This window comes from Faecalicatena contorta (assembly GCF_022835095.1).
Lineage (GTDB): Bacteria > Bacillota > Clostridia > Lachnospirales > Lachnospiraceae > Faecalicatena > Faecalicatena contorta.
On sequence record NZ_BQNQ01000001.1, the window covers coordinates 3,573,059 to 3,598,425 of the forward strand.

22 protein-coding genes and 2 pseudogenes are annotated in these 25,367 nt (G+C 45.5%); 4 read left to right on the forward strand and 20 right to left on the reverse strand.

The window, feature by feature from the left end:
* Positions 1-77: 77 nt before the first annotated feature.
* The 4 genes from MWG26_RS16105 to MWG26_RS16120 form a co-directional block, all read right to left on the reverse strand.
* Positions 78-1,421: an ABC transporter substrate-binding protein gene (locus MWG26_RS16105; protein ID WP_025656678.1), complete on the reverse strand. Its 1,344-nt coding sequence runs from the start codon at positions 1,419-1,421 to the stop codon at positions 78-80.
* Positions 1,422-1,610: 189 nt separating this feature from the next.
* On the reverse strand, positions 1,611-2,780 hold the full coding sequence (locus tag MWG26_RS16110) for a serine hydrolase domain-containing protein (protein WP_173005715.1): 1,170 nt from the start codon (positions 2,778-2,780) through the stop codon (positions 1,611-1,613).
* A gap of 284 nt (positions 2,781-3,064) precedes the next feature.
* On the reverse strand, positions 3,065-3,271 hold the full coding sequence (locus MWG26_RS16115) for a hypothetical protein (protein WP_244062754.1): 207 nt from the start codon (positions 3,269-3,271) through the stop codon (positions 3,065-3,067).
* A gap of 147 nt (positions 3,272-3,418) precedes the next feature.
* Entirely contained in the window at positions 3,419-4,663 is a 1,245-nt protein-coding gene (locus MWG26_RS16120) for a uroporphyrinogen decarboxylase/cobalamine-independent methonine synthase family protein (protein ID WP_025656676.1), read from the reverse strand.
* A gap of 255 nt (positions 4,664-4,918) precedes the next feature.
* Here MWG26_RS16120 and MWG26_RS16125 point away from each other — a divergent pair, with 255 nt between their 5' ends.
* On the forward strand, positions 4,919-5,770 hold the full coding sequence (locus tag MWG26_RS16125) for an AraC family transcriptional regulator (RefSeq protein WP_025656675.1): 852 nt from the start codon (positions 4,919-4,921) through the stop codon (positions 5,768-5,770).
* 27 nt (positions 5,771-5,797) lie between these two features.
* On the opposite strand, the gene MWG26_RS16130 is transcribed toward MWG26_RS16125, so the two are convergent.
* The 12 genes and pseudogenes from MWG26_RS16130 to MWG26_RS16185 form a co-directional block, all read right to left on the reverse strand.
* Positions 5,798-6,787 carry a GDSL-type esterase/lipase family protein gene (locus MWG26_RS16130; RefSeq protein WP_240285806.1) on the reverse strand — a complete coding sequence of 330 codons (990 nt, stop codon included), beginning with the start codon at positions 6,785-6,787 and terminating at the stop codon, positions 5,798-5,800.
* 143 nt (positions 6,788-6,930) lie between these two features.
* Positions 6,931-7,812, reverse strand: coding sequence for an ATP-dependent sacrificial sulfur transferase LarE (gene larE, locus MWG26_RS16135; RefSeq protein WP_330587999.1), 882 nt, complete (start codon positions 7,810-7,812; stop codon positions 6,931-6,933).
* Complete coding sequence (gene larC / locus MWG26_RS16140) at positions 7,799-9,076, reverse strand: nickel pincer cofactor biosynthesis protein LarC (protein WP_025656674.1); 1,278 nt, start codon at positions 9,074-9,076, stop codon at positions 7,799-7,801. Before larC ends, larE begins: the two co-directional genes overlap by 14 nt.
* Positions 9,073-9,819, reverse strand: a complete 747-nt coding sequence (gene larB / locus MWG26_RS16145; RefSeq protein WP_025656673.1) for a nickel pincer cofactor biosynthesis protein LarB — start codon at positions 9,817-9,819, stop codon at positions 9,073-9,075. The genes larC and larB overlap by 4 nt, the downstream gene beginning before the upstream one ends.
* Before the next feature lie 246 nt (positions 9,820-10,065).
* Positions 10,066-11,604: pseudogene (locus tag MWG26_RS16150) on the reverse strand (ABC-F family ATP-binding cassette domain-containing protein); the annotation flags it as partial.
* A gap of 49 nt (positions 11,605-11,653) precedes the next feature.
* Positions 11,654-12,394 (reverse strand): Rpn family recombination-promoting nuclease/putative transposase, encoded by a 741-nt coding sequence (locus MWG26_RS16155; RefSeq protein WP_244062755.1) that lies wholly within the window; start codon positions 12,392-12,394, stop codon positions 11,654-11,656.
* A gap of 486 nt (positions 12,395-12,880) precedes the next feature.
* The gene (locus tag MWG26_RS16160) at positions 12,881-14,788 is read right to left on the reverse strand and encodes an FtsX-like permease family protein (RefSeq protein WP_117440679.1); all 1,908 of its coding nucleotides are present in this window, start codon (positions 14,786-14,788) and stop codon (positions 12,881-12,883) included.
* A complete protein-coding gene (locus tag MWG26_RS16165; protein ID WP_025656670.1) occupies positions 14,789-15,541 on the reverse strand; it encodes an ABC transporter ATP-binding protein in 753 nt (250 codons plus the stop codon).
* Between the two features lie 141 nt (positions 15,542-15,682).
* Positions 15,683-16,708, reverse strand: a complete 1,026-nt coding sequence (locus MWG26_RS16170) for a sensor histidine kinase (RefSeq protein ID WP_117440678.1) — start codon at positions 16,706-16,708, stop codon at positions 15,683-15,685.
* Positions 16,705-17,532 (reverse strand): response regulator transcription factor, encoded by an 828-nt coding sequence (locus tag MWG26_RS16175; RefSeq protein ID WP_240285808.1) that lies wholly within the window; start codon positions 17,530-17,532, stop codon positions 16,705-16,707. The genes MWG26_RS16170 and MWG26_RS16175 overlap by 4 nt, the downstream gene beginning before the upstream one ends.
* Positions 17,533-17,599: 67 nt before the next feature.
* Positions 17,600-18,577 (reverse strand): hypothetical protein, encoded by a 978-nt coding sequence (locus MWG26_RS16180; RefSeq protein WP_025656667.1) that lies wholly within the window; start codon positions 18,575-18,577, stop codon positions 17,600-17,602.
* Positions 18,578-20,038, reverse strand: a complete 1,461-nt coding sequence (locus MWG26_RS16185; protein ID WP_025656666.1) for an FAD-dependent oxidoreductase — start codon at positions 20,036-20,038, stop codon at positions 18,578-18,580.
* Positions 20,039-20,337: 299 nt separating this feature from the next.
* Here MWG26_RS16185 and MWG26_RS16190 point away from each other — a divergent pair, with 299 nt between their 5' ends.
* A complete protein-coding gene (locus tag MWG26_RS16190; protein ID WP_025656665.1) occupies positions 20,338-20,961 on the forward strand; it encodes a hypothetical protein in 624 nt (207 codons plus the stop codon).
* A 50-nt stretch (positions 20,962-21,011) separates the two neighbouring features.
* Here MWG26_RS16190 and MWG26_RS16195 read toward each other — a convergent pair whose 3' ends face one another.
* Positions 21,012-21,638: a CatB-related O-acetyltransferase gene (locus MWG26_RS16195; protein WP_025656664.1), complete on the reverse strand. Its 627-nt coding sequence runs from the start codon at positions 21,636-21,638 to the stop codon at positions 21,012-21,014.
* Between the two features lie 228 nt (positions 21,639-21,866).
* Entirely contained in the window at positions 21,867-22,739 is an 873-nt protein-coding gene (locus MWG26_RS16200; protein WP_025656663.1) for a helix-turn-helix domain-containing protein, read from the reverse strand.
* Positions 22,740-23,069: 330 nt separating this feature from the next.
* Here MWG26_RS16200 and MWG26_RS16205 point away from each other — a divergent pair, with 330 nt between their 5' ends.
* A complete protein-coding gene (locus MWG26_RS16205) occupies positions 23,070-24,056 on the forward strand; it encodes a helix-turn-helix transcriptional regulator (RefSeq protein ID WP_117440677.1) in 987 nt (328 codons plus the stop codon).
* On the opposite strand, the gene MWG26_RS16210 is transcribed toward MWG26_RS16205, so the two are convergent.
* A complete protein-coding gene (locus MWG26_RS16210; RefSeq protein WP_025656661.1) occupies positions 24,036-24,539 on the reverse strand; it encodes a hypothetical protein in 504 nt (167 codons plus the stop codon). The two genes, MWG26_RS16205 and MWG26_RS16210, sit on opposite strands and share 21 nt — an antisense overlap.
* 164 nt (positions 24,540-24,703) lie before the next feature.
* Here MWG26_RS16210 and MWG26_RS23190 point away from each other — a divergent pair.
* Positions 24,704-24,862 (forward strand): annotated as a pseudogene (locus tag MWG26_RS23190) (TetR/AcrR family transcriptional regulator); the annotation flags it as partial.
* 174 nt (positions 24,863-25,036) lie between these two features.
* Here MWG26_RS23190 and MWG26_RS16215 read toward each other — a convergent pair.
* Entirely contained in the window at positions 25,037-25,300 is a 264-nt protein-coding gene (locus MWG26_RS16215) for a CD3324 family protein (RefSeq protein ID WP_025656660.1), read from the reverse strand.
* Positions 25,301-25,367: the final 67 nt, after the last annotated feature.

Sequence of the window (25,367 nt, forward strand, 5' to 3'; positions counted from 1 at the left end):
GTTTCCTGCCGGCGGGCTTAAAAAACGGAAGGGTGTCCGTTTCGGGAAAGCACTCTTCCGTTTCACTTCCATTTTGCTTATTTTACCTTAACGTCACTGTCTGTAATACGGTTTGCACATTCCTCAAGGCCCTTATCAATCAGTGCCTTGGTATCAAGACTTGAATCCGACATTACCGCATTTGCCAGCAGGTCACGGATATCGATGACTGTCTGGTCGTAGATTGAAGGAGTCGGGATGACGATGCTCTGTGCGATTTCTCCATATAAGAATCCGCCTACATCCTGTCCTGCAAAGAACGGATCTGCTCCGGACGCATAGGAAGCATCTTCATAGAATTCTTTTGTTGGTACATAGTAATCTGTTGCTTCTTTTGCAGTATCAACACCGCCCTGCTCCAGGAATGCCCATTTTAAGAATCTCCATGCCGCATCTTTCTGTGCATCTGTACTTGTGTTTGTAATACCTACGGAACATCCGCCGCAGCTGTAACCGCCTGTAGCTGGCATCATCAGGCCCCAGTTGCCTTCGCCGTCAGGGTCATTAGCCTTGATATAGTAAGAGATTGCCCAGTTCGGACAAGGATAGAACAGGTGCTTGTCATCTGCATATGTAGCATTTGCCTGTGGAGTACCATTTTCAAATGTATCCACAACCTTGTTGTCTCTCATCTTAACAAGTGTGTCCATAACCGGAGTCATCTTCTCTGTAAAGTTTACGGTATCCCCTGTCTGAAGTTCTGTGCTGTCTGCAAAGTACAGCCACTCAGCAACAGCGCCGCTGGAATGGAACAGGTAAGCATCTCCGCCTGATTTTTCATTGACTTCTTTGCCTTTTGTAATGTAGTCGTCTGTTGACTGGAACAGTGCTGCCAGTTCTTCCGGATCATCTGTTCCAAAATATTCTTTCGCAAGATCTCTCTTGTATGCAATTGCTGATGGAGATACAGACTGCTCAATACCGATCAGCTGTCCGTCTTCTGTCATTGCTCTGTCTTTGATAAAGTCAAAGAAGATATTCGGATCCACATTGTATGGGTCTGAGGTCAGATCCTCGAACACACCCAGTTCTTTGTAGTTTGCAATCAATGTACAGCTCTGCTGAACCATGGTCGGAAGCTCTGATCCTGAAGCAATTGCCTGCTGGATCTTTGTAAAATAATCGCTGTATGCAACATTGGTAGCCTCAATCTTAATATCCGGGTTCTCTTCCATAAACTTTTCGAACATCGGCTCATACCAGTTCGTGTCCCATCCCCAATATGTAATCGTAGTTACATCACCTTCTGCTTCCTGCTTTGTGTCTTTGCTGCCGGAGTCACTCTTTGCAGTATCTTCGGAATCACTCTTTCCGCACCCTGCCAGCATTCCAAGTGCCAGAACAGCTGTCATAGCCATCGCAGTTACTCTTTTCAATTTCATAAATTCTCCTCCTTGCCCTCATTTAATATGGGATTTCTTTTGTTAAATAAAGATTAACATGTCCGAAATTATTTGTTCATTGCAAAATTCTTTCATTTTGTTAGAAATCCGAACATGTGATATTTTTTACTGCAAAGGGGTCTGACCCCTTTGCAGTAAGGACGCTCCCTTTGTATCCGTCGGATTTTCTCAGCTGCATAGAATCTCCCGGATCGCTCTGTTTAAAGGCCAGTTGGAATATGCGCTGACCTGCACCATAAACAAGAATACTGTCTGCTTCTTTGCATCCACGGCCATATACGCTCCTGCCCAGCCGTCCCAGCCGAATTCCCCCTGTTTCCCGCCAATGGGAGAAGCATTTTCATCCATCAGCACCCGCATTAGGTTTCCGTATCCGTATCCCTTCATATGTTCAAAATAAATGGATTCTGTCTGCGTTTCCCCCAGTTGATTCTGCATAAACTGTTCCACAGTTTCCGCTTTCAGGATCCGCACCCCGTCCAAAATCCCCTGATTCGCCAGCATCATACAAAACCGCGCACTGTCATCCACCGTGGATAACAGCCCCGCCCCTGCAGATTCAAAAGCCGGCGGCTCCAGGCATTTTGTAAGTCCCAGCGTCCGATCCTCTTCCACCGCCAGCTTCACGCCATTCTCCGTCTCTTCCTGCCGGTACAGCTGGGCAAGCCTGCCCCACTTTTCCCGTGGCACATAGAATCCCGTATCCACCATACCCAGAGGCTCAAAAAGCTCTTTTTTATAGAACTCTCCCAATGTCATCCCCGACACAACTTCCATGACAGCCCCCAGTACATCCGCACAAAGCCCGTACCGCCATACACTTCCCGGCACATTAGCCAAAGGCTTTTCTGCGATCTTTTGCACAACCTCTCTCGTACTATACCCCACACCATCTCTGATATGCGCATGAATATCCTCAAATAGCCCCGCCATCTCCTGTCCGGCCGCATCCTCGTCCGGATATACAATCCCCGCAGTCATATTCAGAAGCTGTCTCACCGTAATGGTATACGGAGTCTCATCCCCCAGAACATACATCCGTTCATATTCCGGCAAATACCTGCAGACCGGAGCATCCAGGTCCAGCAGCCCTCTCTCTGCCAGAATCATGGCAGCCACAGCAGCCACCGGCTTGCTCATGGAATACAGCCGGAAAATCGTATCCCGCTTTATGAGCCGGGCCGTATCCCTGTCAGCCATACCATAAGTATCAAAGAAGACTTCCTTCCCCTTCTCATAATAGCCAATCAGAGCCCCCGCAAAATGCTCTTTCTCTATCTCCTCCTCCATCAGGCGGCGAAGCCTGCGCCTGATTTCTTTTTCTTCCTTCCAATCCATAAAAACGCCTCCTTTTCCCCTAAACCTGTTGCGGCAATGAATTTTCAAACACGCTTTAGCATAACGCCTTACCGCCTTGCCGTAAAGTAAAAAATCCGCGCATAAAGTACAAAATACGGAAATAGTGAACGGACTTTGGGAGTGAATGGATGGGGGCGCGAAGTAAAAGGTGAGGCGGGGAAGCTCCGGAGAGGGGGGCATCAAGTCGGTTGTCAAGATCCGCTTCCCGGAGGGATACCTAATACGGGAGCAGCGGATTTAAACTGGCTGTACGTAGCTGTATCCTATACTCCATATCCCATCCGCCGCCCCCACAGACTTCCTAAAAGCGCCCCTCCCCTTTGGATGCGCCCAGCCTGTCCGGGCCGTGTCTCCTGCCACAGCGGGAAACTTCCATGCCCCTTTTTCGCTGCATAGAGTGCGCCGTACTGCCGCTTGATAAAAACCACACCGGATTGGGAGGCACCGGCGGCATTCACCGCGCAATTCATCAGAATTGCACGGTGAATGCCGCCGGTGCCTCCCAATCCGGTGTGGTTTTTATCTAGTGGCAGTAGGCAAACGGACCGCAGCGAAAAAGGGGCATGGAAGTTTCCCGCTGTGGCAGGAGACACGGCCCGGACAGGCGTCCTCCCCCCTTAAATCCCCGCCTCCGCTTTAATAATATCCACATAACGTTTTGCTTTTTTGGGGTCGTTATTTATTGTATATACGTCTCTCTGTGTGATTTCCAGTTTACATCCTTCGGATGCCTTCATCGTTTTCCGTATACTTTCTCTTACTGCTTCCTCGTCCAGCACAGTTCCCACTCCAAGGTAGTTCGGGGACGGCTTCCTGTGGAAAATAGTTTTGCTGCCTTTAAGCCGCTCTCCCATATATTCTTCGTTACACCATGGAGAAATAGACACTTTTCTAAGATTCTCTAGTTTTGAGATGCAGTTTTCCCAGATCGGATCCACCGGTTCACAGCATCCATAGGACAGAAGGCCGTATTGTTCGGATATTTTCTTATAACATGGGAAGATAAACTCTTCAAACATCTCCGGTGACAGCCCTACAGTCTCCTGGGAATCCATGAATCCCCAGACGTCCCGCGTTGTAAGTGGACGTATTTTTGCTTCTTCTTCACCCGGCAGTTCACGGTTGTAGCACCAGCTGCCCTGTCCCAGACTCTCTCCTCCGGTTGTTGGCAAAATCAGATGCTTTTCTTCCAGCATCCGGTAATAAGCAAGCGTATCGTCTGCAATACGGTTCATCATTTCTTTGAAAAGTTCCGGATAGTCATAGATATTGAACATCATATTTTCCATCTTCATAAAATGAACGATCATCTGTGTTGGCACGCTGTAAAGGCAGTCCATCTGCACCCTGACAGGGAGGATATCTCCAAAGGCTTCCTCCAGCGCCTGCTTTTTCAGCATGGTGGACTCCATATCCACCCCGTAATCTGTTGCCTGCAGTTTCACGTAGTCATCTTCCAGATCTTCCACAACCGATATGAACTCGTGCCCGACAGAACCCACACTGTTGTGTTTTTTTATTGGAATATTGAATAAGGTAAAATGGGTATCGTATGGCAGCGGATAATAATCCGGGGTTACACGATCGTCGTCAAACAATTCCTGGTTCAAAAAATTGCAGTACAGCTTTGTCTCTACATCCCTGGCAAATTCGCCCTTGCACTGCAGGCGCTGGGGGATGATTTCCTGCGCAAACGTCCACAACTCCAGATGAATCATGGGGCGTTTCCCCTGCAGTGAGTTGTGATCCGTCCACTCCCGGATTCTATTTTTATTTTTTTCAGTCTGAGAGTATTCATACTGCTTTTTAGCCAATTCTCTCAAAATCATGCGATCTTTCCCATCAATCATATATCTTTGCATACGACCTCTCCTTTTTTCTCCCGCCTGCCGGTATCCCGTACTGCGGAATGTTTTCACGGTTTTCTTTACCGTTTTATCTTACCCTGTTCCTGCGCGTCTGGCATTAGATTTCTTTGCCCATTTATATCAAAAAATTGCTCTGCATAATCTTGACAAGTTTTTAATCAGATCCTATAATTAGCAAAACAAATCCTCTAATGCCACATTGAGATTTAGCCTAATCGTGCACTAGCATAATACAGAAAGGCAGAGCATATGAGCCATTCATTTAATGAAGGGGTTTCCCCTAATTCCACAATCTATTTTCACACGCCCATGAACTGTATTCCTGATTTTTTATATTATCCCTTATGTATCGGGCATTTTTACTGCAGCGCCGGGTATAAAGTTGACAGAACCAGTTATGACAGTTTTCTGCTTCTGTACACAAAGAGGGGGAAGGGTACCATAAATGCCGGCGGAATTACCAGAGAGCTGCATCCCGGCAAGATATGCCTTCTGGACTGTTACTGCCCCCATCTATACCAGACATCCGAAGTGTGGGAACTGGAGTGGATTCATTTTGACGGCGGAAACAGCCGCGCCTTTTTTGACTATCTAAGAGACGATATGCCATTCTTCTATACACTTCTGGATAGTCCGGCCCAATTAGAAGCCATTTGGAACCGTTTATATGAAACGCTTTTAAAAAAGAACAACATCAATGAGCTGCTGATTTCCCAGGATATCTCCCAGATACTCACCCTTCTTGGACTTTCAAAGGAGCGCCGGGAAAAGCAGAAAACTGCATCTGATTTTATGGATATTTCATTGAAATACATTCACCGCCACCTGGACGAAGACATCTCGCTGAATGCACTTGCTGCCCGTGTTTCTCTGAGCCCATTCTATTTCACAAGGAAGTTTAAAGAAGAAACAGGATATACCCCTTACAGATATATCCTGATATCACGCATTAACCTTGCAAAATTTTACTTAAAAAGCAGCCGGGATACGGTAAAAAATATAGGATTCAGCTGCGGCTTTCACAGCGAACACAGCTTCTGTACTACATTTAAAAAAGAAGTTGGCGTAACACCGACTGAATACCGATACCGTTCAGAATAACTTAATCTTAGCCGTCTTCCCTGCGCCTTACTGCAGAGAGCTTTCCGCCATAATGCGGGACCAGTTCTCTGCAATTTCCATACATCCTTCCACTGAAGGATGTACCAGGTCCTCTGATATAAATTCCTCTCTGTTTAATAATTCCAATCCGTCCGTAAAGATCAGCCTCTTAGAAGCGTATTCTCTCACTATTTCTCTGTAAACTTCTATAAGCTCCTTGTCAACATAATTGTTTCCAAAGATATTTGTGCAGTATATTTTTCTTGAATCTGAAGCCAATATTTCGATAAATTTTTTCACTCTATCCTCAAAAAAACGTGTGGAAAACCTGCCGTCTGTCATGTTAATTCCCAGTTCCACAGAGGCAAAGTCCCAGTCTTTTCTGCTGACAATGTACTCTGCCATCTCCTGTTCCAAAAATGCAGTTCCCGCAAATCCCAGATTCAGATAATCTGCACCCAGCCTGCGGGCGATCTGAAAGGGATAGGAGCAGGGCGCAGACAATGCCAGGCTTCCATGGGTGATAGAAGAACCATAGGCAAGATATGTCCTTTGCGGCAGTTCCGCTTTCTGCGGCGGCTGTATATCTCCGATTATTTCTTTAAAATAGCAGGTGCCGTATGGCAGTATGATCCTTACGATTTCGGGATGGAAGGGCAGCCTTTTTTTCTCTGTAAGCATTTTCAGCAGCTCTATATTTTCAGCCTTTTTAATTTCAATTGTAGTACCATCCTCTGTAAGTGCAGCGGATGACTTCTGCCATCCCCCCTGAAAGGAACCATAATAAATAAAAGCAGTCTGGGCCTCAATATCTTTCTCCGCGGACAGCATTATTTTTACAGTATCACTTTGCATCCTGAATCTGATTTCCACCCCTGTGGTAAAGCGGCAGGAGCCGTTTCGCGCTCCTTCATTTAATTTTTCCGATACAAAAGAAGGAATACGCTGCATGGCATACCCCTTCCTACACTCTATAATTTCCTCCACATTATGAAATTCCATATTTTTGAATATCATTGCTATTACCTCCTCTCCCATTGTGTCTTCACTTTAACACTGCCGTATAAGGAAAGGAATTACGAGATCCGAACAAATTTTATAAATAATGAGCATAAGTTTAGTACCCCTGTTCTAATGTATCTGCCGGGATATCGTACTTTTTACTTACTTATGTCATTGTCACCGTCCTCTGTCTTTTTACCAATATGCTTCTCGTCCATGCTGCCGGAACGGAATCCTTCCAGATCCAGCGCAACATACCGATATCCAAGTTTCCTCATGTACTCCATAATCTCTTTATGGTGCTGCAGCGCTTGTCCCAGGGACGCCTCATCCACCTCAATGCGGGCAACATCTTCGTGAACCCGCAGACGTACATTGTAAAATCCCAGAGACCGGATGTACGCTTCCCCCAGTTCCGCTGCTTTCATTTTCTCCCTGTCCAGTCTGGTTCCATAGGGAAAACGTGTCGCCATGCATGGAGATGCCGGACGCTCTGCCACAGAGATTCCGTAGGCAGCTGCCAGTCTGCGTACCTCTTCTTTTGTCAGCCCTGCCTCTGCCAGCGGACTTTTTATACCTAATTCACGGATTGCCCGGATACCCGGCCGGTACATGCCAAGATCATCTGCATTCGTCCCCTCCAGTATGCTGCCCACCCCCAGCCGGGAAACTTCTTCACGTATTTTGGTGAAGAGGAGCTTTTTACAGAGATAGCATCTGTTTTCGGGGTTATTCTCTATTCCCGCTTCCTCGAGTTCATTAACATAAAGGACTATATGAAATGCTCCAGTTTCTTTTGCTACTTTTTCAGCTATTATTAAATCATTTTGTGTGTGAAGTTCTGTTTGTACCGTTACTGCATAAACCTCATTTCCCTGCTTTGTGGCACACTCGCATGCAAGCTTCAGAAGCAGGCTGCTGTCCGCTCCGCCGGAAAATGCAACGGCAGTATCCTCCCTGCAATATTTTTCCATTGCCGTAAACAGAGCTTTTTTTCTTTTATCTAACAACACGTTCTGTGCATCCTCATACATCTCCATCGCACTCCCTCACAATCAACCGGTAAACTTCCTGCCATGAAAGTCCGCTTTTCCTGCTCAGCTCGGCCACACTGTCATGTTCCGGGTATATCCTTTTTCCTGATGGAAGCGCACAAATTTTTACGGCTGCCCGCCCCAGAGAAGTCACCACCTCTTTTTGCTCACGTTTTAGGATTGAGCGCTCCATTTTCATCCTCCGGATTCCAATGGTCGTTGTTTCCATGAACATAACCTCTTCCAACTTTGTGATATCTTCCTCTGCGCAGATTACATTAATCTGATATGCAGGACGGTTCTTTTTCATATAAATTGGAGTAAAATATACATCTTTTGCGCCTGCCTCCAGGAGTCTCTGCATTACGTAAGATAAAGCCTCTCCTGTACAGTCATCTATATTACTTTCAAGTTTACATATACAATCCGTTTGATCCTGCTCCGCCTGAATCAGCATCGCCCGGAGCAGGCTTGGCCTTTCATATGTCCTTTTCCCAGCTCCCAGGCCGGTTTTCAGAATCGTAAACTTCTCCGGAAGCCGGTCTTTCGTTCTGACCGCTGCTGCTATAGCCGCACCGGTCGGTGTCACAAATTCACCCTCCATATTATGTATACGAAGCGTCAGGGCATATTTCTCAGCAATGGCCGCAACAGCCGGAACCGGAACAGGTATCATACCATGCTGACAGCGGACAAATCCGGTTCCTTCATTCAGGATCGGAACAATCACCTCTTTTATATCCAGATTATCCAGGCATACTGCCGCTGCAACAATATCCACAATCGAATCCACGGCGCCAACTTCATGGAAATGCACCTGGTCAATAGAAACTCCATGAGCTTTTGCCTCAGCCTCTGCCAGAATCTCAAAAATACGGACGGCCGTGTTTCTGGCGTAATCACTGAGATCAGCCTGTTTTATAACCGCCATGATATCTGCCAGCCCCCTATGTTCGTGCGTATGCTGATGAGAGTGATGATGTACATAACTATGCTCGGCTCCATGCACATGATTCCCTGCATCCGCCCCATGCAGATACTCCATATCATGATCATGGTTCTCATGTTCCGCATCCAGATGAACCGAAAAGTCGCATGCAGCCAGACCACTTTTCGTAACCCGGCTGATTTCCACCCTGTATCCGGGCAGCCGCAGACTGTCAAGCGCCTTTCTCAGTACGTCCTGATCAGCGCCCAGATCAAGCAGCGCTGCCGTAAACATGTCCCCGCTTATTCCTGAGGCACATTCTAAATACAATTCCCTGCTCATATTCTCTCCCCCAATCTGTTAATCTGTGTAGCGATATATCCCGCCCCATATCCATTATCAATGTTGACAACCGCAATTCCATTTGCACAGGAATTAATCATAGTAAGCAGAGCCGACAATCCATGAAAATTAGCTCCATAACCTACGGACGTGGGAACCGCTATCACCGGTTTGTCCACAAGTCCTCCCATGACACTGGCCAGGGCCCCCTCCATTCCCGCCACGGCAACCACACAATTTGCACGCTGAATCACATCCAGACGGGACATCAGCCGGTGAATGCCGCTGACCCCCACATCATAGATACGTTCCACCCTGCTTCCAAAATACTCTGCGGTCTGTGCTGCCTCCTCAGCCACAGGAATATCTGCCGTTCCTGCTGTACAGACTGCAATCCTGCCAACATGATCTTTTTCCTTCTTCTCTATCTTCATAATCCGGGAGATCGGGTCATACTCAAGTTCAGGCAGTGTTTTTCGCAGCAACTCAAACTGTTCTTCTGTAGCTCTGGTGCCAAACACCTCCCCCTCTTCCTCATATAATTTCTGATAAATATGAAGCAGATGTTCCGTATCCTTACCGCTGCAGAATATTACCTCTGGAAATCCTGACCGCAGCTTCCTGTGCGTATCCAGTTTAGCATACCCCAGTTCCTCAAATGGCTCACGGCGAAAATACTGCTCGGCTTCCTCCACAGACACTTCCCCACTCTTCACTTTTTCCAACATTTCATGAGCATCCATCAACATCTCCTCCATCTGTAATTGCTATCTTTTTCTATTATAACTGCTTTTTCGTTTTTTTGAAATATACTCACATAATTAATTAAACAATATTCCACAGCCCATGTATTACGGGGTGCCCTTTGGGTATACTTTTTTCCACAGATTGACGCAAATCTACCTGCAAAGCAAAAGTCCCAGGATACCCCTAAGGCAAGCTTCCCTCGTCGACTCCTCCAAAGTTTTGTCCCTCCCGCCCGGATGCGCCCATCGGGTGCAGTCCCAAACTTCCTGGACAATATCCCGGTAAAATTCGGGTTCATGACAGATCAGCAGTATCGTTCCCCTATATTCTTTCAGCGCCTCTTTCAGGGCCTCTTTTGCTTCCACATCCAGATGGTTGGTAGGCTCATCCAGCAACAGCACATTTGTCTCCCGGTTGATTAGTTTGCACAAACGCACCTTCGCCTGCTCTCCACCACTCAACACCCGGACCTGACTCTCTATATGCTTCGTAGTCAATCCGCATTTTGCCAGCGCAGATCGAACCTCATACTGGGTAAATGAAGGAAATTCACTCCAGATTTCTTCGATACATGTTGTCTTGTTGTTTCCGTCTCCCTCCTGTTCAAAATATCCGATGGAAAGATTCTCGCCCAGTTCGCAGCCGCCCCTCAGAGGCTTTACAAGTCCCATGATGCTGCGGATGAGAGTGGTCTTTCCAATCCCATTGGCACCGGTCAGAGCAATCTTCTGTCCTCTTTCCATGAAAATATCGAGTGGTTTTGACAGTGGCTCATCGTACCCGATTACAAAATCTCTTGTCTCAAATATATATTTTCCCGGCGTGCGCCCTTGTTTGAAATGAAATTCCGGTTTCGGACGTTCTGCCGCCAGCTCAATGACCTCCATTTTATCCAGCTTTTTCTGGCGGGACATAGCCATATTTCTTGTGGAAACCCGGGCTTTATTGCGGGCAACAAAATCTTTCAGCTGGCTGATCTCCTGCTGCTGCCTCTTGTATGCCGCCTCAAGCTGGGACTTTTTCACCTCATAAACCCTCTGGAAATCTTCGTAATTACCCACATAGCGGTCCAGACTCTGATTCTCCATATGATAAATAATATTGACAACCTCATCTAGAAAAGGAATATCATGTGAGATCAATATAAATGCATTCTCATATTCCGTCAAATACCGTTTCAGCCAGTTAATATGTTCCTCATCCAGATAATTCGTCGGCTCGTCGAGCAGCAGGATATCTGGTTTCTCAAGCAGTAATTTACCCAGCAGGATCCTTGTCCTCTGTCCTCCGCTGAGATCCGCCACATCCCGGTCAAGTCCCAAGTCAAGCAGCCCCAGTGCGCGTGCCACTTCCTCAACTTTGGCATCAATGACATAAAAATCGTGCAGCGTCAGCGTATCCTGAATCGTCCCCAGTTCTTCCATCAGACTCTCCATCTCATCCGCATCGGCCTCTCCGAGACTTTCGCAGATGCGGTTCATCTTATCCTCCAGCTCAAAAAGATAAGAAAACGCAGACTTCAGGACATCTCGCATCGTCATCCCCTTTTCCAGAACCGTATGCTGATCCAGATAACCAACACGGATATCCTTAGCCCACTCAACTTTTCCTTCATCCGGTCGGAGTTTTCCAATTACAATATTTAAAAATGTAGACTTTCCTTCCCCGTTAGCACCTATCAGGCCAATATGCTCCCCCCGAAGCAGCCGGAAAGAAACATCCTGAAAAATAGCACGGTCTCCAAATCCATGGGAGAGGTGTTCAACATTTAAGATACTCATACAAAATCTCCTTTACTTTCTCTATTTCATGTACTCCTCAGACACCCCGCTACCTTGCGGGCTTAGCAAAACGCTCATAATACCTGCTGGACTCTTCCCGGTTTAATGAGAAGCCCCTGATTAACTTATCCAGGATTATTTCTTTGCTGTATCCTTCTTCTATATAATCCTGTACCAATACTTTGATTCCTTTCTCGATCCCCTTCTCGAGTCCCTCTTCTACGCCATCCTGGTATAAATCTTCCAACGCTTTACACATATTAACGTTCCCTCCTTCTTCCGTCTTTACCGTTTTCAAATGTTGTGTCGATCCCAGCATTGCACAAACGGCATTATATGAATCCTGATCAACCTGCACAAAATATGCCCTGTTATTCTGCACATAGCGTTTCAATTCTTCTTTGTTTTTTCTACATTTTAACATGCCAAATATCATCTGTAAATCTGTTTGAAAACACTCCAGGTTTTCCAGCTTTTTCGGGTCTATCAGGTTGATCCTGTAATTCGGTATGTACTTCGTCAGCAGCTTATACTCTTTTCGGTCTAATCCCAATAATCCATGCAGATCCGTACTCCCATCCCATTCTTCTTCACCATAGTAAAAAACAATATTCAGAACCGGCGACAAAAAATCTGTCCTCTTCAGACCGGAAAGAAATTCTGCCGATACTTTCATATCTTTCTTTTCCTTATGATTTTTCCGCAATTCATTGATCTGATCTGCATAACTTAAGGCATCATACAACATCTCTCGTACAGGCATGGCATAGCTGTAAAATAAGGTAACCAAAAAAGCATATCGAGACCCATTCCATACTGAAGGATCCGCAGCCAAGCCATAACCCCGGTACAACTCTCTCTTCCCACGTACCGAGTCTAAGCCGTACTCCCACCGAATCAATACGCTGCCCCCTAAAAGTATCCTCCCAAGCTGCCACCCTATCCAACCGATTGGATGCACCCAGCGAAAGAAAGGGATAGCCGCAAGCCGCCCAAGTGCACATATGCCGCCTCGAAACGCTAAAGCCAACCTAAGAAATTCTAGGAAGCCGGCAGCCGGGAAAGTGGGGTGATTTTGTGATCACCGAATCACAAAATCGGCTGACCCAGCGCGAGAAATCATCAAGATTTCTCGTGATGTGTCAGCCATACCCCACTTTCCCGGCTGCCGGCTTCCTAGAATTTCTTAGGTTGGCGTCCGCATTTCGAGGCGGCATATGTGCACTTGGGCGGCTTGCGGCTATCCCTTCCTTTCGCGGACACCATTCCCCAACTCCTACGTATCCAAAACCTTCCCCCTAAAAACCCGCACCGATACCAAATAAACCAGTGTAAATATAACCAGTATAGAAACCGCGCTGTAAATATTCACACGGAACAAATCTTCTTTCATTACATTTCCCAGTGCACGGATTGCAAACCAGGAGGATACTGCCATGAGAACAAACGGACAATAGTAAGTAAAACGTATCTCATTTTTCATGGACTTATACAGCGTGTCACCGGCGATTCCTAGTTTTCGCAGGATCCGGTACCTGTCACGGTCCTCATAGGCATCATTGTTCAGCTTGATGAAGATAATACTGCCTCCTGCCAGGATCAGCGTCACAAACATAAAGATACATAGGGAATACAAAACCCGTATCCATGTTTCTTTATCACTATCGGCTCCCGAAAAGTTAACTCCCACCTGCATCTGCCCGTTTTCATCCGTTTTGGAAAGGCTCCTCAAATAAGTCCTGGATGCGTCTGCATTGGACGGATCCTCAATTTTGAAGTTATACATGTGCAGCAGGATTCCCTTAGGCTCCAGTTCTTTATAAACCTCATCGTTGAGTACATAAATGCTCATCTGCTCCTGCATGGCGCCCAAATATGGGGTATCGTCTTCCTTAATAATACGATAAGAATTGTCTCCGATCTGGACGTCCTCTTGCTCCTGCCCAGCAAAGCTCATGAGAATGATGTGCGAAAGTTTAATTGTCTCGTCCTGATTCAATTCCGTGTAATCAAAAGGCATGCCCGCCTCTTCCGCAATAGTTTTCATTTGAGAGAAAGGGATGATTGCATAGGTAGAATTCACATATTTCGTATGGAACATACTCGGGTCAAGAAGCAGATAGGATGCCTCCGCCTTATATTCCACTTTATTCTCCTTCGATATTCCCTCTTCAATCTCCTCCATATCCATCTCATGTGAGCTTACGACCTGATATGTGAAGGTCTCTTGAAAATGCACCATCTTATCATAGCGCTGCTTTAGGGCGATCGCTGTACCCAGCACCGTTACGGAACAGATCATCAGAATCGTAACCATGGCATAAGTGCGGTAATTTCTCCGGATTCTGAAGGACAGATTATTCACCCAAAGGCTGCGCTGCTTTTGATACAGAAATTTCTTGTTTTTGGTCAGCTTTCTGATCAAGTATGGAATTGCACCGCCAAACAACAGATATATTCCTGCAATTACCAGTATTACAGCAAGCAGTGCATACGACAGAGTATCCAGATTCCCGGTTTTTATTGCACACATATAACCTGCGCCCAATACCACCACTCCCGCTGCGGATTTCAGGGCGGCCATCCATCCTTTTTCCGGCTTCATTTCTTCTTGCTTTGCACCGGAAAGCATACTCAGTACGCTGCTCCTCGATATCGATACATATCCTTTCAGTATCATCATGCTAAATATGATAAAGAATACGGCTGAAGTGATAAGAACCGGTTTTATAGTGAATGAAAAACGGACATCCACGCTGATCTCCGACAGCTTCATCAACAGCATCTGAAATAATTTTGAAAATGCAGTCCCGGCCAGCAGACCGGCCAGCAGGGAAAATATACCGATAAAAAATGCCTCAAGCGCGTACATTTTACCAATGCGCACATTATCCAGCCCCATAAACGTATAGATTCCGATCTCTTTTTTCCTCTGGTTGAGAAATACATTTGTGGCATACCAGATGAAAAAGAACAAAAACACCCCAAATACTACGGATGCCGCATGTACGACCAAGTCAATGTAGTCTTTGTTCATACTGTTCAGTACATCCATAGAGTCCGAATAGATAACATTTTGAAAGTTAAAAAATATAAAAACAGAAAATGCAAGGGACATAATCAGTGCCGCATATTCCCTTACACTTCTCTTAAAGTTGGAAAATGCAAGTCTGCACAAACTCATCTACCGTTCACCTCCCATGGAAGCAAGCAGTTCCATAATCTCTTCATAAAAGACTTTTCTGTCCCCCATGCTGTTCAACCGGCACTGTACCTGTCCGTCAGAAAGCATATAGACCTGCTTTGCGTAGCTTGCCGTATAGGCGTCATGTGTCACCATCAGGATCGTTGCCCGCCCGGAGTCATTGGCTGCTTTCAGGCTCTGCAGCAGATCCCGGCTGGATCTGGAGTCCAACGCTCCGGTCGGCTCATCGGCAAAGATAATCTTTGGCTCCGTGATCAGGGCCCGGGCACTTGCCCCTCTCTGTTTCTGCCCTCCTGAGAGCTGGTAAGGGTATTTTGACAGATGCTCCTCCAGCTGGAAGAGCTTTGCCATATTCATCACCCTTTTCTGCACCTCTCGGCTCTTTACTCCATTCAGGGACAACGGCAGAGCGATATTATCTTCCAGCGTCATATTGTCCAGCAGATTATATTCCTGGAAAATGAAACCGATCTTATCCCTGCGTATAATGGACAGCCGTTTATTATCCGCTTTTGTAACATCCTCCCCATCCAGAAATATCTGCCCCCTGGTCGGTTTGTCCAGCGTAGAGAGCATATTCAGAAGAGTCGATTTTCCTGCGCCGCTCGGCCCCATGATGGCAACAAAGTCCTGCTCCTGAATGTCCAGATTGATTCCCTTCAGAACCTGGGATTCATAATCCTTTCTTCCGAAACTTTTTACTAGATTTCTAATTTCCATTATTTTTTTCATATCATGAATACCTCCTTTTATCACTAAAATTGTAACAAAAAGAGGGTTGAAAATCCTTTCATCCGGATAACAGTCCCCTCCTGTATCTAACATTTCTGCAAGATTGCCGGATTATTGCAATACCATCTGCCAAAGCTGCGTTCATTCTTCTGCCTCTCTCTCTGCATCTATGTTCAAATTAAAAAATGCTGTATTATTTGAAAAACGAAGCGTAAACCGGGTGCCCTCCCCCGGTCTGGAATATACCTGCAGCCGGATCCCGAGATGTCCGGCTGTCTCTTTCACGAAGTAAAGCCCCATACCTGTAGAGCGATAATCACCGTTTCTCAGATTGCTTCCAATATAACCTCTGTCGAAAATGTAAGGAATCTCACCTTCTGCAATTCCGATCCCGTTGTCCTTCACTGTAAGCACTACTTCGTCAGCTGAAATACATCTTGCCTCAAAGTTGAGCGCCGGCTGTTTTGTTCTGTATTTTACCGCATTTCCGATGAGCTGATCCAGCATATAGACAAGCCACCTCCGGTCACTGTAAACCACAGCGCCCTCGATTTTCTTTTCAATCTGAAAATGCTCCCGGATCAGGAAATAAGACTGATTCTTCAGAGCCTCATTAACCGCTTCTTCCAGATAAACCCTCTCATAGCGTACATCATTTTCCATATTTTTCAGTTTGCTGCTCATCATCATTGTGTTTAAAAGCTGCTGCATCCGCTCCAGACATCCCTGCATCTCCTCCTGCAGTTCACTGTCGGGGTTCCTCTCATTCATCAGTCCCAACGCGGAGAGCGGCAGCTTAACTTCGTGTGCCCACCTTGTAATGTAGTCGGTCAGTCCCTCACGCTCCTCCTGCAGTGCGCTGATATCTTCCGCATTTTCTTTTTCCATCCTGCACAGCACTTCTGTAACCCTGCCGCCGAGCAGACGGCTGGCTTCTTCCCTGTTCTTATGTATTTCATCGTCCAGAATGCGGGATATCTGCTTCCATTTTCTGTAATCGAGTGCAAAGTAAAAAAGCCCTGCGGCCAGAAGGATCCCATCCAGATACAGCAAATCCCCGAAATTTACGCTGTGGGCGCACAGCACCCCAAAATACAGATTGATGGCGGCCAGGACTGCCGCCCCTGCCAGAATGCCCCGTCTCTTCTCTTTGAAATAATTTTTCATTCTATATAATACCCCATACCTTTTTTCGTTACAATAATTTCGCTTCCCCCCGTAACTTCATTCAGCTTTGCACGGAGCCGAGAAACTAGAACACTCAGCGAAGCATCCGTCACAAACTCGTCCGTATTCCACAGCTGCTGCATCAGCTTCTCCCTGCTGACCACACTCCCTTTTTTGGAGAGCAGCGCCGCCATGATCTTACTCTCCGACTTTGTCAGATCCACAGTCATTCCGTTGCATACAAACTGCCCGCTCTCATAATACATCCCGCCGTTCAGATAGGTTCTCTCATTTGTAGTGTACTCATAAGCCCGGCGCAGCATAGCCCGGATCTTCAGCAGGAGCAGCTCCGGGTCGAATGGCTTTTCCACATAATCGTCTCCGCCGGCTGCCATGGCCATCACCTTATCCGCATTCTGGTCTCTGCTTGAAAGATACAGAAGCGGTACATTAGAAATCTGGCGTATCTTTTCACACCAGTAGAACCCGTCGAAGCTTGGAAGGTTAATATCCATCAGAATCAGATCTGGCTGTCTGCTGATGTATTCATTCGTAATATCATCGAACTGTTTCGCGTAAACAGCGTCAAATCCCCACCGTTCACACAACAGCACCAGTTCCTTTGCCAGCGTCATATCATCTTCAACAATCAGAATTTTCATTTTCACCACTCCCGAATACATTATCAGACAGCATAAGTCTGCGGGTATTATTTTATCATAACCGCAGGCGGTCACGATGCCTCCGGCGGATACGCAGCAGCTTTCTGCGGTTCCGCAGAAACTGCCGAATGCGCAATGATACAATGTACGCTCTGCGTACATTGTATCATACTTTTTCTCCTCATCAGTCCTCTATAACAAAAATGTTAGAAATATACCACTTCTAATTTTATGAAAACTCCTGTTCATAAGAAGCCTGCTCAGAGATGAGATGAAAGATCTGCTTTTTCCCTTTCCACAATTGATATTCCATACTACAGGCCGGACTCTCTTTTATAATCCGGTCCATACTCCCCTCATAAGGAGCCCTGAGTCCATGAGATTTTTCCCCGAGTTTCCTAATTTTCAACAGGAGCTTTCCCTGCCTCAGAGTCACTGCCCCCTCACGGTATTCTGTAAGCCGCGCCCCATAATAAGTTCCCATTCGGTATTCCCTGCCCTGGTAATGAACCGCAGCAATACATCCTCTAAAGTGCATTCCCAGGAAAGGAATATCCGCAACAGAAGCCATAATACTGTTCATTTCTTTCTGAAAACATTCCTTTGTCTTCTTTTCGAGTGCATACTGGCGCTTCCCGTTTCTAAGGCATTTCTTCTTTTTTGTTTCCTGTATTTTCCCGAATCCGCACTGGGTCCAGAGATATGTTTCAGGAAAAGATTTTCCCCTGTCCGTTTCTATATAACCTCTTCCCCCGGTAAAGTCCATCCGTTTCCCGTTGACCCTCAGGGAACCTTTCAGATTATGCGCCATACTTAACACTCCGTGGCTGCACTGCATAAATGGGCAAAACCGGAACGGCCCCATGATATCTCCCCTGATCTTATGGAAACCCGAGTAGGCTATTTTTCCCTCCACAGTGAGCTCTTCCGTGTGTATACTGATTAAGGCCCCTTTTTCAGTAAATAAATTTTCTCCGATTCGCACCTGAAATTTATCGTCGTGAATCTGGCACATTTCGATCGGATACGTAAAGTTCCATGCGCCATGATCCATGGCCACCTGAATGGAAGCCGTCCAGTTTCCTTCTTTATCTGCGTGTACAGCCGGAATAAATGCAATGGTTTTCCCTTTATTCTGATGCTTCAGATACCATCCCTCAAAATAGGGCCCTTTTTTCCCTATCCCATGAAAATACTTTACCTTCATCTAGTTCCCCTTTCTGATATGGCATTCCAAATCATTCTGTGCCGGACCGTCCAGCCGTTTCCCCCGATAATCAAACCGTGATCCATGGCAAGGGCAGTCCCAGCTTTTTTCATCGGGATTCCATGCGAGCTGGCAGCCCAGATGGGGACACCTTGTTGAAATTGCAAAGAGTTTTCCCGTTTCTTCTCTGTACACTCCGTATTTATTTCCGTCATGCTCTACGATCCCGCCATGCCCAGGACGCAGATCCTGAAGCTTCTCCTTTGGTATTGCAGCCAGCTGTTTCATAAGGCCGGAAACAGCATAGCCGCCTTCTTTGATTAAGGTACCCACGGAAGACTGCAGGTGAAAGCGTCTGGGGGTGAATACATCCGCGTATTGGTTTTGCCGCCCGCAGATCAGGTCAGACAGGATCATGGCAGATACCATGGAGCTGGTCATCCCCCATTTGCCAAAGCCTGTGGCCACATACCAGTCCGGCTGGCTCTTACTGTACTTTCCAATATAGGGAATCCCATCCAGTGTCATGCAGTCCTGTGCAGACCAGCGCGCTGTTTCTTTACATCCCGGCCATAATGCCTCCGCCCTGCTGCTTAGATATTCATAGGATTTCCCGGCTGTATTTTTGCCGGTGCGGTGCCCCCCGCCCCCAATCAGCAGGTTTTCTCCTGCGCTTCTGAAGGATAATCCGTCCTCATCTATACCGTAATACATTCCCTCCAATGAAGCGGCCTTTTTCACCGCCAGCACATAACTTCGTTCCTGATGCATACGCATAAAATAATATCCCGGGCTGTTCAGAAAAGGATAGTGGCAGGCAAACACGACCCGCTGCGCATGTACGGTTCCATGCGCTGTCAAGACCGTATGATCCTCTACATGAGTTACTTTTGTATGCTCAAATATGGTCAGTTCCTCCGCCAGCATATACAAAAACCGCAATGGATGAAACTGGCCCTGCCCCTCTAGTTTCAGGGCCAGTTTCACCTGAAACGGAAGTTCCGTCTTCTCTGTCAGCTGCATCCCCAGCCCGATCCGTTTTGCCGCCTCATGTTCCCGCCGCAGCGCGCCCGTATCCTGCATGGTATACAAATAAGCAGGACACTGGTTCCATCCAATGTCCCCCTGATACTTTTCCGCCAGAATCCGGTACCGTTCAACCGCTTCCTGATTCGCAGCGGCATACAGCCCTGCCTTTTCAGTCCCCTCGTTCTGCAGCAGTCTGTCGTAGATCATCCCGTGCTGGGAAGTCACCTTCGCCGTGGTATTCTTTGTCTGCCCGCTCCCGATTCTGTCTGCCTCCAGAACCACGCACTTCATACCCGCCTGCTCCAAAAAATGAGCCGTCAGAACCCCGGCCATCCCTCCGCCTATAATCACCGTATCCGTCTCAATATCGCCCTGCAGCGGGGAACGCTTGGCAGACGATGCAGAAATACTCCAAATTGACTTTTCAACCATACTATTCACCTCAATACATTCTTCTGAATAGGATGCGTCTTAGATGCGGGAATTATACAAAAACTGGGAAAGAATTGGTGGGGGAGGCCGCGAAGTGAATTGCGGGCGAAATGGGCATCCTCCCCAACATCTCCCTATCATATACCCGTCAATAAGTTTAGCTTGTCTTTATTGCGGTAATGTGGTAAATTATAAAAGAAATTATTTTTTTGCTCTATCCAATCAGTAATAACTTTACTTGAAATCAGGTTAACACCAGGCTCACTTACATATGCCTGCCATTGTATGAGGAGTAAATCATGAAAATCTCAACTTTTACTAAGACACCATCGTCCGGACGCTTTTTATGCAATCCTACCTGGTATATTGATGCCTGCGGGAAAAAGCTGCTGTTTGTTTCCTCAGGCTCAGGATCTTTCCGCAGAGACATATCTCAGGCGGATACGATTCTTAATGATATTGATATTATCATTCTTCCTGCCGGCTGCATTGAGCCGGTCAGAGAAATTCAGTATTTTCTGTTTGCAAGCCCTCATGCACAGTTCTATCTTCCCAAAGCTACATCGCAAAAATATTTTCTGGATATATTCCATAAATTAAATGGGTACTGCAAAACCGAGTACCAATATGGAATGCTTTCACGCATTCATTTTGTGAACGACCTCTGCAGTATTAATCAGAACCTTATGCTGTTTGGATCTGATCCTTATCCCGCTGATTCTATTGAACACAGGCAGAGCCTTCTGATCCAGGAAGACAGTTGTGCCGTGCTGTTTGCGAATACTGGCACGGGGACGCCTGCCCTGGAGGCCACCTTTTCCCGTGCCCGAGACCTGACCTGCTTGAAAATCAAACGTGTTATCATGGCAGCCGGAGAATACGATACGCAAGATAGGGAAGATCACAGTGAAAAAAAAGCCTAAAGCGCAGACACGCTCTAAACGTACCTTGAAATTCCAGTCTGGCTCTGTAGCTACTTCAGTTGCTCAATGCGGCCTGCTTTAATTGCAGCGATATTTTCTGCGATCTTCTCTTTTGACCAGTTCCACCACTGTATTCTGAGCAAAGAGGCGATTGTGGCTTCAGAAAATCTCTTTTTAATCGCTTTTGCGGGCACTCCGCCGACAATCGTATATGGCGGGACGTCTCTTGTTACAACGGCCCTGGCGCCGATTATGGCGCCATCCCCTATTGTTACCCCGGACAGTATAACAGCCTCATATCCAATCCAGACATCATTACCGATTATGATATCGCCTTTATTGTCCCAGGCATCTGCCACATCATTTCTGTCAAGTCCCCATTCCTCAAAGAACAGTGGAAACGGATAGGTTGAGAGTGATTCCATTGAATGGTTTGCGCTATTAAAAAGAAACTTTGCTCCACAAGCAATGGAACAAAACTTTCCGATGTTCAGTCGGTCTCTATTGACCGGATAGTGATACAAAACGTTATTTTTTTCAAACTCCCGGGGATCTTTAACAAAATCATGATACATCGTATAATCGCCAACCTTAATATTCGGATTGGTAATTGCATTTTTCAGATAGATCGTCTGGTTATCTCCTGTCCGCGGGTATATTTTTTCTGGTGCTGCCATTTGAATTCCTCCTGTCCTCTAGTACATCGCTAATTCTGATCTGCAGACGCCGTTTTATCATATCCTCTGTTAACGACGACTGCTTATTATTATATTAACTTTCCGAACCAGCATTCTCAATATACCAGATACTACAGCAGTGTTTAGTATACATTGGCTTTCCTACCCGAAGACAATTTGTTAATTTAAGAATATTCTGAAAATGGTGGGCAAAAGGGTCTGACCCCTTTATAATACCGGCACCCAGTATTCGATCGGGCTTTTTCCGTCCTTATCTGCTTTTTCTCCGTATTTTGCAAAATCATACCGTGCATGGTCATTCAGCTGGCTGGTCGATTGGGGAAACCATTCTTTATAGACGTAATCAGCAACCGGCTGCAGGCTGTCTTCGCATTTAGCCCTGAAACTGAAGACAATATACTTGCATGCCGGCAGCTCTTTTACCTCCATACCTGCAGGGATATTCTCAATATGGTCAACTTCTGCTGCAGCCAGATAATCAAACGCCGGCTGTTTTTCATTTTCTAAATCCCATTTTGTATAGTCATTAAGCCCAATCAGAAAATCCATATCATTCCTGTGTGAAATCAATTGCTTTTTCGCATGTAACTTACGCCAGCATTTTCCAATATTAAAAAAACCAAAACGAACATTTTTCTTGAAACCCACTAACACTATTCTGCCGCATTCTACGGTTCTGATATCCATCATCTTGTCTCCCCTCAGCCTTGCCTGTCCGTCAGCCGTAAACTTTAACTGGTACGGATAAAATTCCCGCTTCTTACGAAACGCCTGCGGGCTGCATTTGAACAGAGCTTTGAAGCCGGCCGTAAAGGACTGCTGTGTCTCATATCCGGCACACAAAGCAATTTCCATGATCGGTTTGTCAGTAAAGATCAGTGATCTTGCCGCTTCGGTTAAACGCCTTCTCTGGATATAATGATGCAGTGTAAAGCCTACAATACTTACAAACATTCTGCTCAAATGGTATTTCGAATAATGCATCTTCCCGGAAATACTATCCAGGTTCAACGCTTCTTCCAGGTGCTCCTCAATGTAATCTACCACTTCTTGAATTGTATCAATGTTATTTGTTTTCATTCTGACCTCCTGAACATATTATACTGCTTTTTAGATCATCTATTTTCACATTTCTTGCTGTCATCCCCCATTTTAAGATGAGTTAAACGGTACAGCCCTTTCACCGCTTCCTGCCTGACATTAGCTTCTTGATATGAAGGAATTATACGCTTATAATAATTACCATAGCACGAATAGCTTCTAAACAGAAAGGCAGCGGCGTGAAGATTGCAGATCAGATAACAAAAATTAAACTATGAAAAGAACAGAAATAACAGCAAGTTAAATCAAGCAGTAATTCCTTTATTTCTTTATAATAAGTATAGGGCGATTGAGATGAGGTGAACAATAATGTACGAATGGCAGAAACAAATTCAAATCATCGTTGATGAAATTGACAACTGTATTAAAAATTATAATGATGACGCTTTGACTCTAAGCTGCCTTTCCCGCAGGCTGGGCTATTCCGAGTTTTATACAACCAGAAAGTTTAAAGAAACAGCGGGCATGCAGTTTCGGGATTATCTGCGGCATAGAAAATTAGCCTTTGCATTAAAAGAGGTGCGTGACAGTGAAAAAAGCTTTTTGGAAATTGCTTTTGATTATGGCTTTTCATCACATGAGGCCTTTACCAGGGCTTTCAAAAAAACATATGGCGTAACTCCAAGTGAGTACAGGAAGAATCCAAGGCCTGTCGTTCTCCGTACAAAAATAAACCCTTTCGACCGTTACTTTTTTGGATATGGAGAGATAGGTATGATAAAAACTACAGATGACATTAAAATTTATTTTGTAACCATCCCGGCACACAAGTTTTTGCACATTAAGAATTATGAAAGTAACGGGTATTGGGATTTTTGGGAAAAGCAAAGCCATATCCCAGGCCAAGACTGCGAAACAATCTGCGGCTTGCTCGATAGTATCAAGGGAAAATTGGATGACGACGGAGGGAGCGAAACCAACAGCGGCAGCGGCCAGCTTATGGCATATATGAATGACCCGGACGGCAGGCTCTGCGATTGGGGAATCCCGCGTACAGAATGTTACGGCGCGCGTCTTCCCGTCGATTACAAAGGAGTAGTCCCGCCGCAAATGCTTCTGGTTGATGTTCCTGAAGCCGAGTATCTTGTTTTTGAGCACGGTCCCTTTAATTATGAGCAGGAAAACCGCAGTATAGAGGAAAAGGTCGAAAAGGCAATGGCATCTTTTGATTTCACAGGCACTGGTTACTGCTATGACACTACCCCTGGCAGAATCATTTACTTTTACTTTAATCCGGAGCGGTTCTGGAAGTATATCAGACCGGTGCGGAGTATCTCAAACAAGAAGGTATATTGAAACAACATGTATTATACCACCTGATAACAGTGCAACAACAGCACCTATAATAATTCCTATCCCGGCACCTATAATATGGTGCCGCGGATTTCTATATTCTTTATCCATATCTTCTGTTCCGGGTATTCTTGTTTTTTTGCTGTGGCAGAAAAGTCCAATATCTAAAACCAGCAAATCGTAAATATTTACAACAAAAAATAGTATGAACACATGTATATATGCAGATGTGAATGTTTTTGCACCGGAAAAATACGCAAGTACCGCAAGTACAATGGCAATCAAAAATATAAAAATTATTTTTATTGATAAATGTCTTTTTTCTATTTTATCTATAACCCCCTTATATTGCGGCAGACTTTCTACCCGCATTCTGATTTCTTTTGGATAGGACATAATTTGGTTGACAGGGTTTTTGTAAAGTGGGGGAAGTATCATAAATGAAAAGACCCCACATGCGAAAATACATTCAATTGTTAATAACATAGCAATCCTCCTTTTGTATGTTTCACATAGATAAAGCAACATGACACACTTGTGCATTGGTCTGTAATCTAGTATAATACGGTCAGATGATCCGGACAAGATATCCGGTAGAAGTGATACATATTTTTAAATATGTGCCATGGGTGGAACAGGAGAAGAAACATATGTACTTTAAAGAAAATAACCAAACGAAAAAACGGATTATAGAAGCTTTATATGAGTTGTTAGACAAAAAAGACTACCATGATATCACAATATCCAGGATTGTCGATAAAGCAGCGTTAGGAAGGAGAACCTTTTACAGATACTTTAAATCTAAGGATGAAGTGATAGAATACTCAACGAATTTGCTGATGAAGGAATTTGCTGATATTATTGTACTGAATCATGCTGAAACACAGGACAGTATCATAGAATCCTATACTGTTAAACCAACAAAAAACCGCACCTGTGGTTCACAATTTCGTTCTATTGTGAGCTGCAGGCTGCGGTTTCAATCATTTCTGATAGATTATCTTTCTTATAGCATATACCGAGAGCGAAAAACACGCGGCAAGTTCTTCTATAGACATGCCGCCGCGATATTGCTCAACAATAACCGCATTGCGTTTTGCAAGCTCTTTCCGATACCCGGACAACTCTCCCCACTTCTTATGCTGATCGTCTTTTGCAGGAATATAAATATATCCTGCCTGCACATACTTCTGCAGTTCCTCGACTAAAGCATCCGGGAGAATTGTATTTGCATTCTTATATTTCATACAGGCTCCCTCCTTGATCATGAAGTCAAGCAGCAAAGCCAGCTGTATTAACTTAGCGACGCGAAAC

Excerpts from the sequence above, each read along its gene's own strand:
- MWG26_RS16105 (WP_025656678.1), bottom strand. The coding sequence starts at position 1,421 with ATGAAATTGAAAAGAGTAACTGCGATGGCTATGACAGCTGTTCTGGCA.
- MWG26_RS16110 (WP_173005715.1), bottom strand. The coding sequence starts at position 2,780 with ATGGATTGGAAGGAAGAAAAAGAAATCAGGCGCAGGCTTCGCCGCCTG.
- MWG26_RS16115 (WP_244062754.1), bottom strand. The coding sequence starts at position 3,271 with ATGAATTGCGCGGTGAATGCCGCCGGTGCCTCCCAATCCGGTGTGGTT.
- MWG26_RS16120 (WP_025656676.1), bottom strand. The coding sequence starts at position 4,663 with ATGCAAAGATATATGATTGATGGGAAAGATCGCATGATTTTGAGAGAA.
- MWG26_RS16125 (WP_025656675.1), top strand. The coding sequence starts at position 4,919 with ATGAGCCATTCATTTAATGAAGGGGTTTCCCCTAATTCCACAATCTAT.
- MWG26_RS16130 (WP_240285806.1), bottom strand. The coding sequence starts at position 6,787 with ATGATATTCAAAAATATGGAATTTCATAATGTGGAGGAAATTATAGAG.
- larE (WP_330587999.1), bottom strand. The coding sequence starts at position 7,812 with ATGGAGATGTATGAGGATGCACAGAACGTGTTGTTAGATAAAAGAAAA.
- larC (WP_025656674.1), bottom strand. The coding sequence starts at position 9,076 with ATGAGCAGGGAATTGTATTTAGAATGTGCCTCAGGAATAAGCGGGGAC.
- larB (WP_025656673.1), bottom strand. The coding sequence starts at position 9,819 with ATGGATGCTCATGAAATGTTGGAAAAAGTGAAGAGTGGGGAAGTGTCT.
- MWG26_RS16160 (WP_117440679.1), bottom strand. The coding sequence starts at position 14,788 with ATGAGTTTGTGCAGACTTGCATTTTCCAACTTTAAGAGAAGTGTAAGG.
- MWG26_RS16165 (WP_025656670.1), bottom strand. The coding sequence starts at position 15,541 with ATGAAAAAAATAATGGAAATTAGAAATCTAGTAAAAAGTTTCGGAAGA.
- MWG26_RS16170 (WP_117440678.1), bottom strand. The coding sequence starts at position 16,708 with ATGAAAAATTATTTCAAAGAGAAGAGACGGGGCATTCTGGCAGGGGCG.
- MWG26_RS16175 (WP_240285808.1), bottom strand. The coding sequence starts at position 17,532 with ATGTACGCAGAGCGTACATTGTATCATTGCGCATTCGGCAGTTTCTGC.
- MWG26_RS16180 (WP_025656667.1), bottom strand. The coding sequence starts at position 18,577 with ATGAAGGTAAAGTATTTTCATGGGATAGGGAAAAAAGGGCCCTATTTT.
- MWG26_RS16185 (WP_025656666.1), bottom strand. The coding sequence starts at position 20,038 with ATGGTTGAAAAGTCAATTTGGAGTATTTCTGCATCGTCTGCCAAGCGT.
- MWG26_RS16190 (WP_025656665.1), top strand. The coding sequence starts at position 20,338 with ATGAAAATCTCAACTTTTACTAAGACACCATCGTCCGGACGCTTTTTA.
- MWG26_RS16195 (WP_025656664.1), bottom strand. The coding sequence starts at position 21,638 with ATGGCAGCACCAGAAAAAATATACCCGCGGACAGGAGATAACCAGACG.
- MWG26_RS16200 (WP_025656663.1), bottom strand. The coding sequence starts at position 22,739 with ATGAAAACAAATAACATTGATACAATTCAAGAAGTGGTAGATTACATT.
- MWG26_RS16205 (WP_117440677.1), top strand. The coding sequence starts at position 23,070 with ATGTACGAATGGCAGAAACAAATTCAAATCATCGTTGATGAAATTGAC.
- MWG26_RS16210 (WP_025656661.1), bottom strand. The coding sequence starts at position 24,539 with ATGTTATTAACAATTGAATGTATTTTCGCATGTGGGGTCTTTTCATTT.
- MWG26_RS16215 (WP_025656660.1), bottom strand. The coding sequence starts at position 25,300 with ATGAAATATAAGAATGCAAATACAATTCTCCCGGATGCTTTAGTCGAG.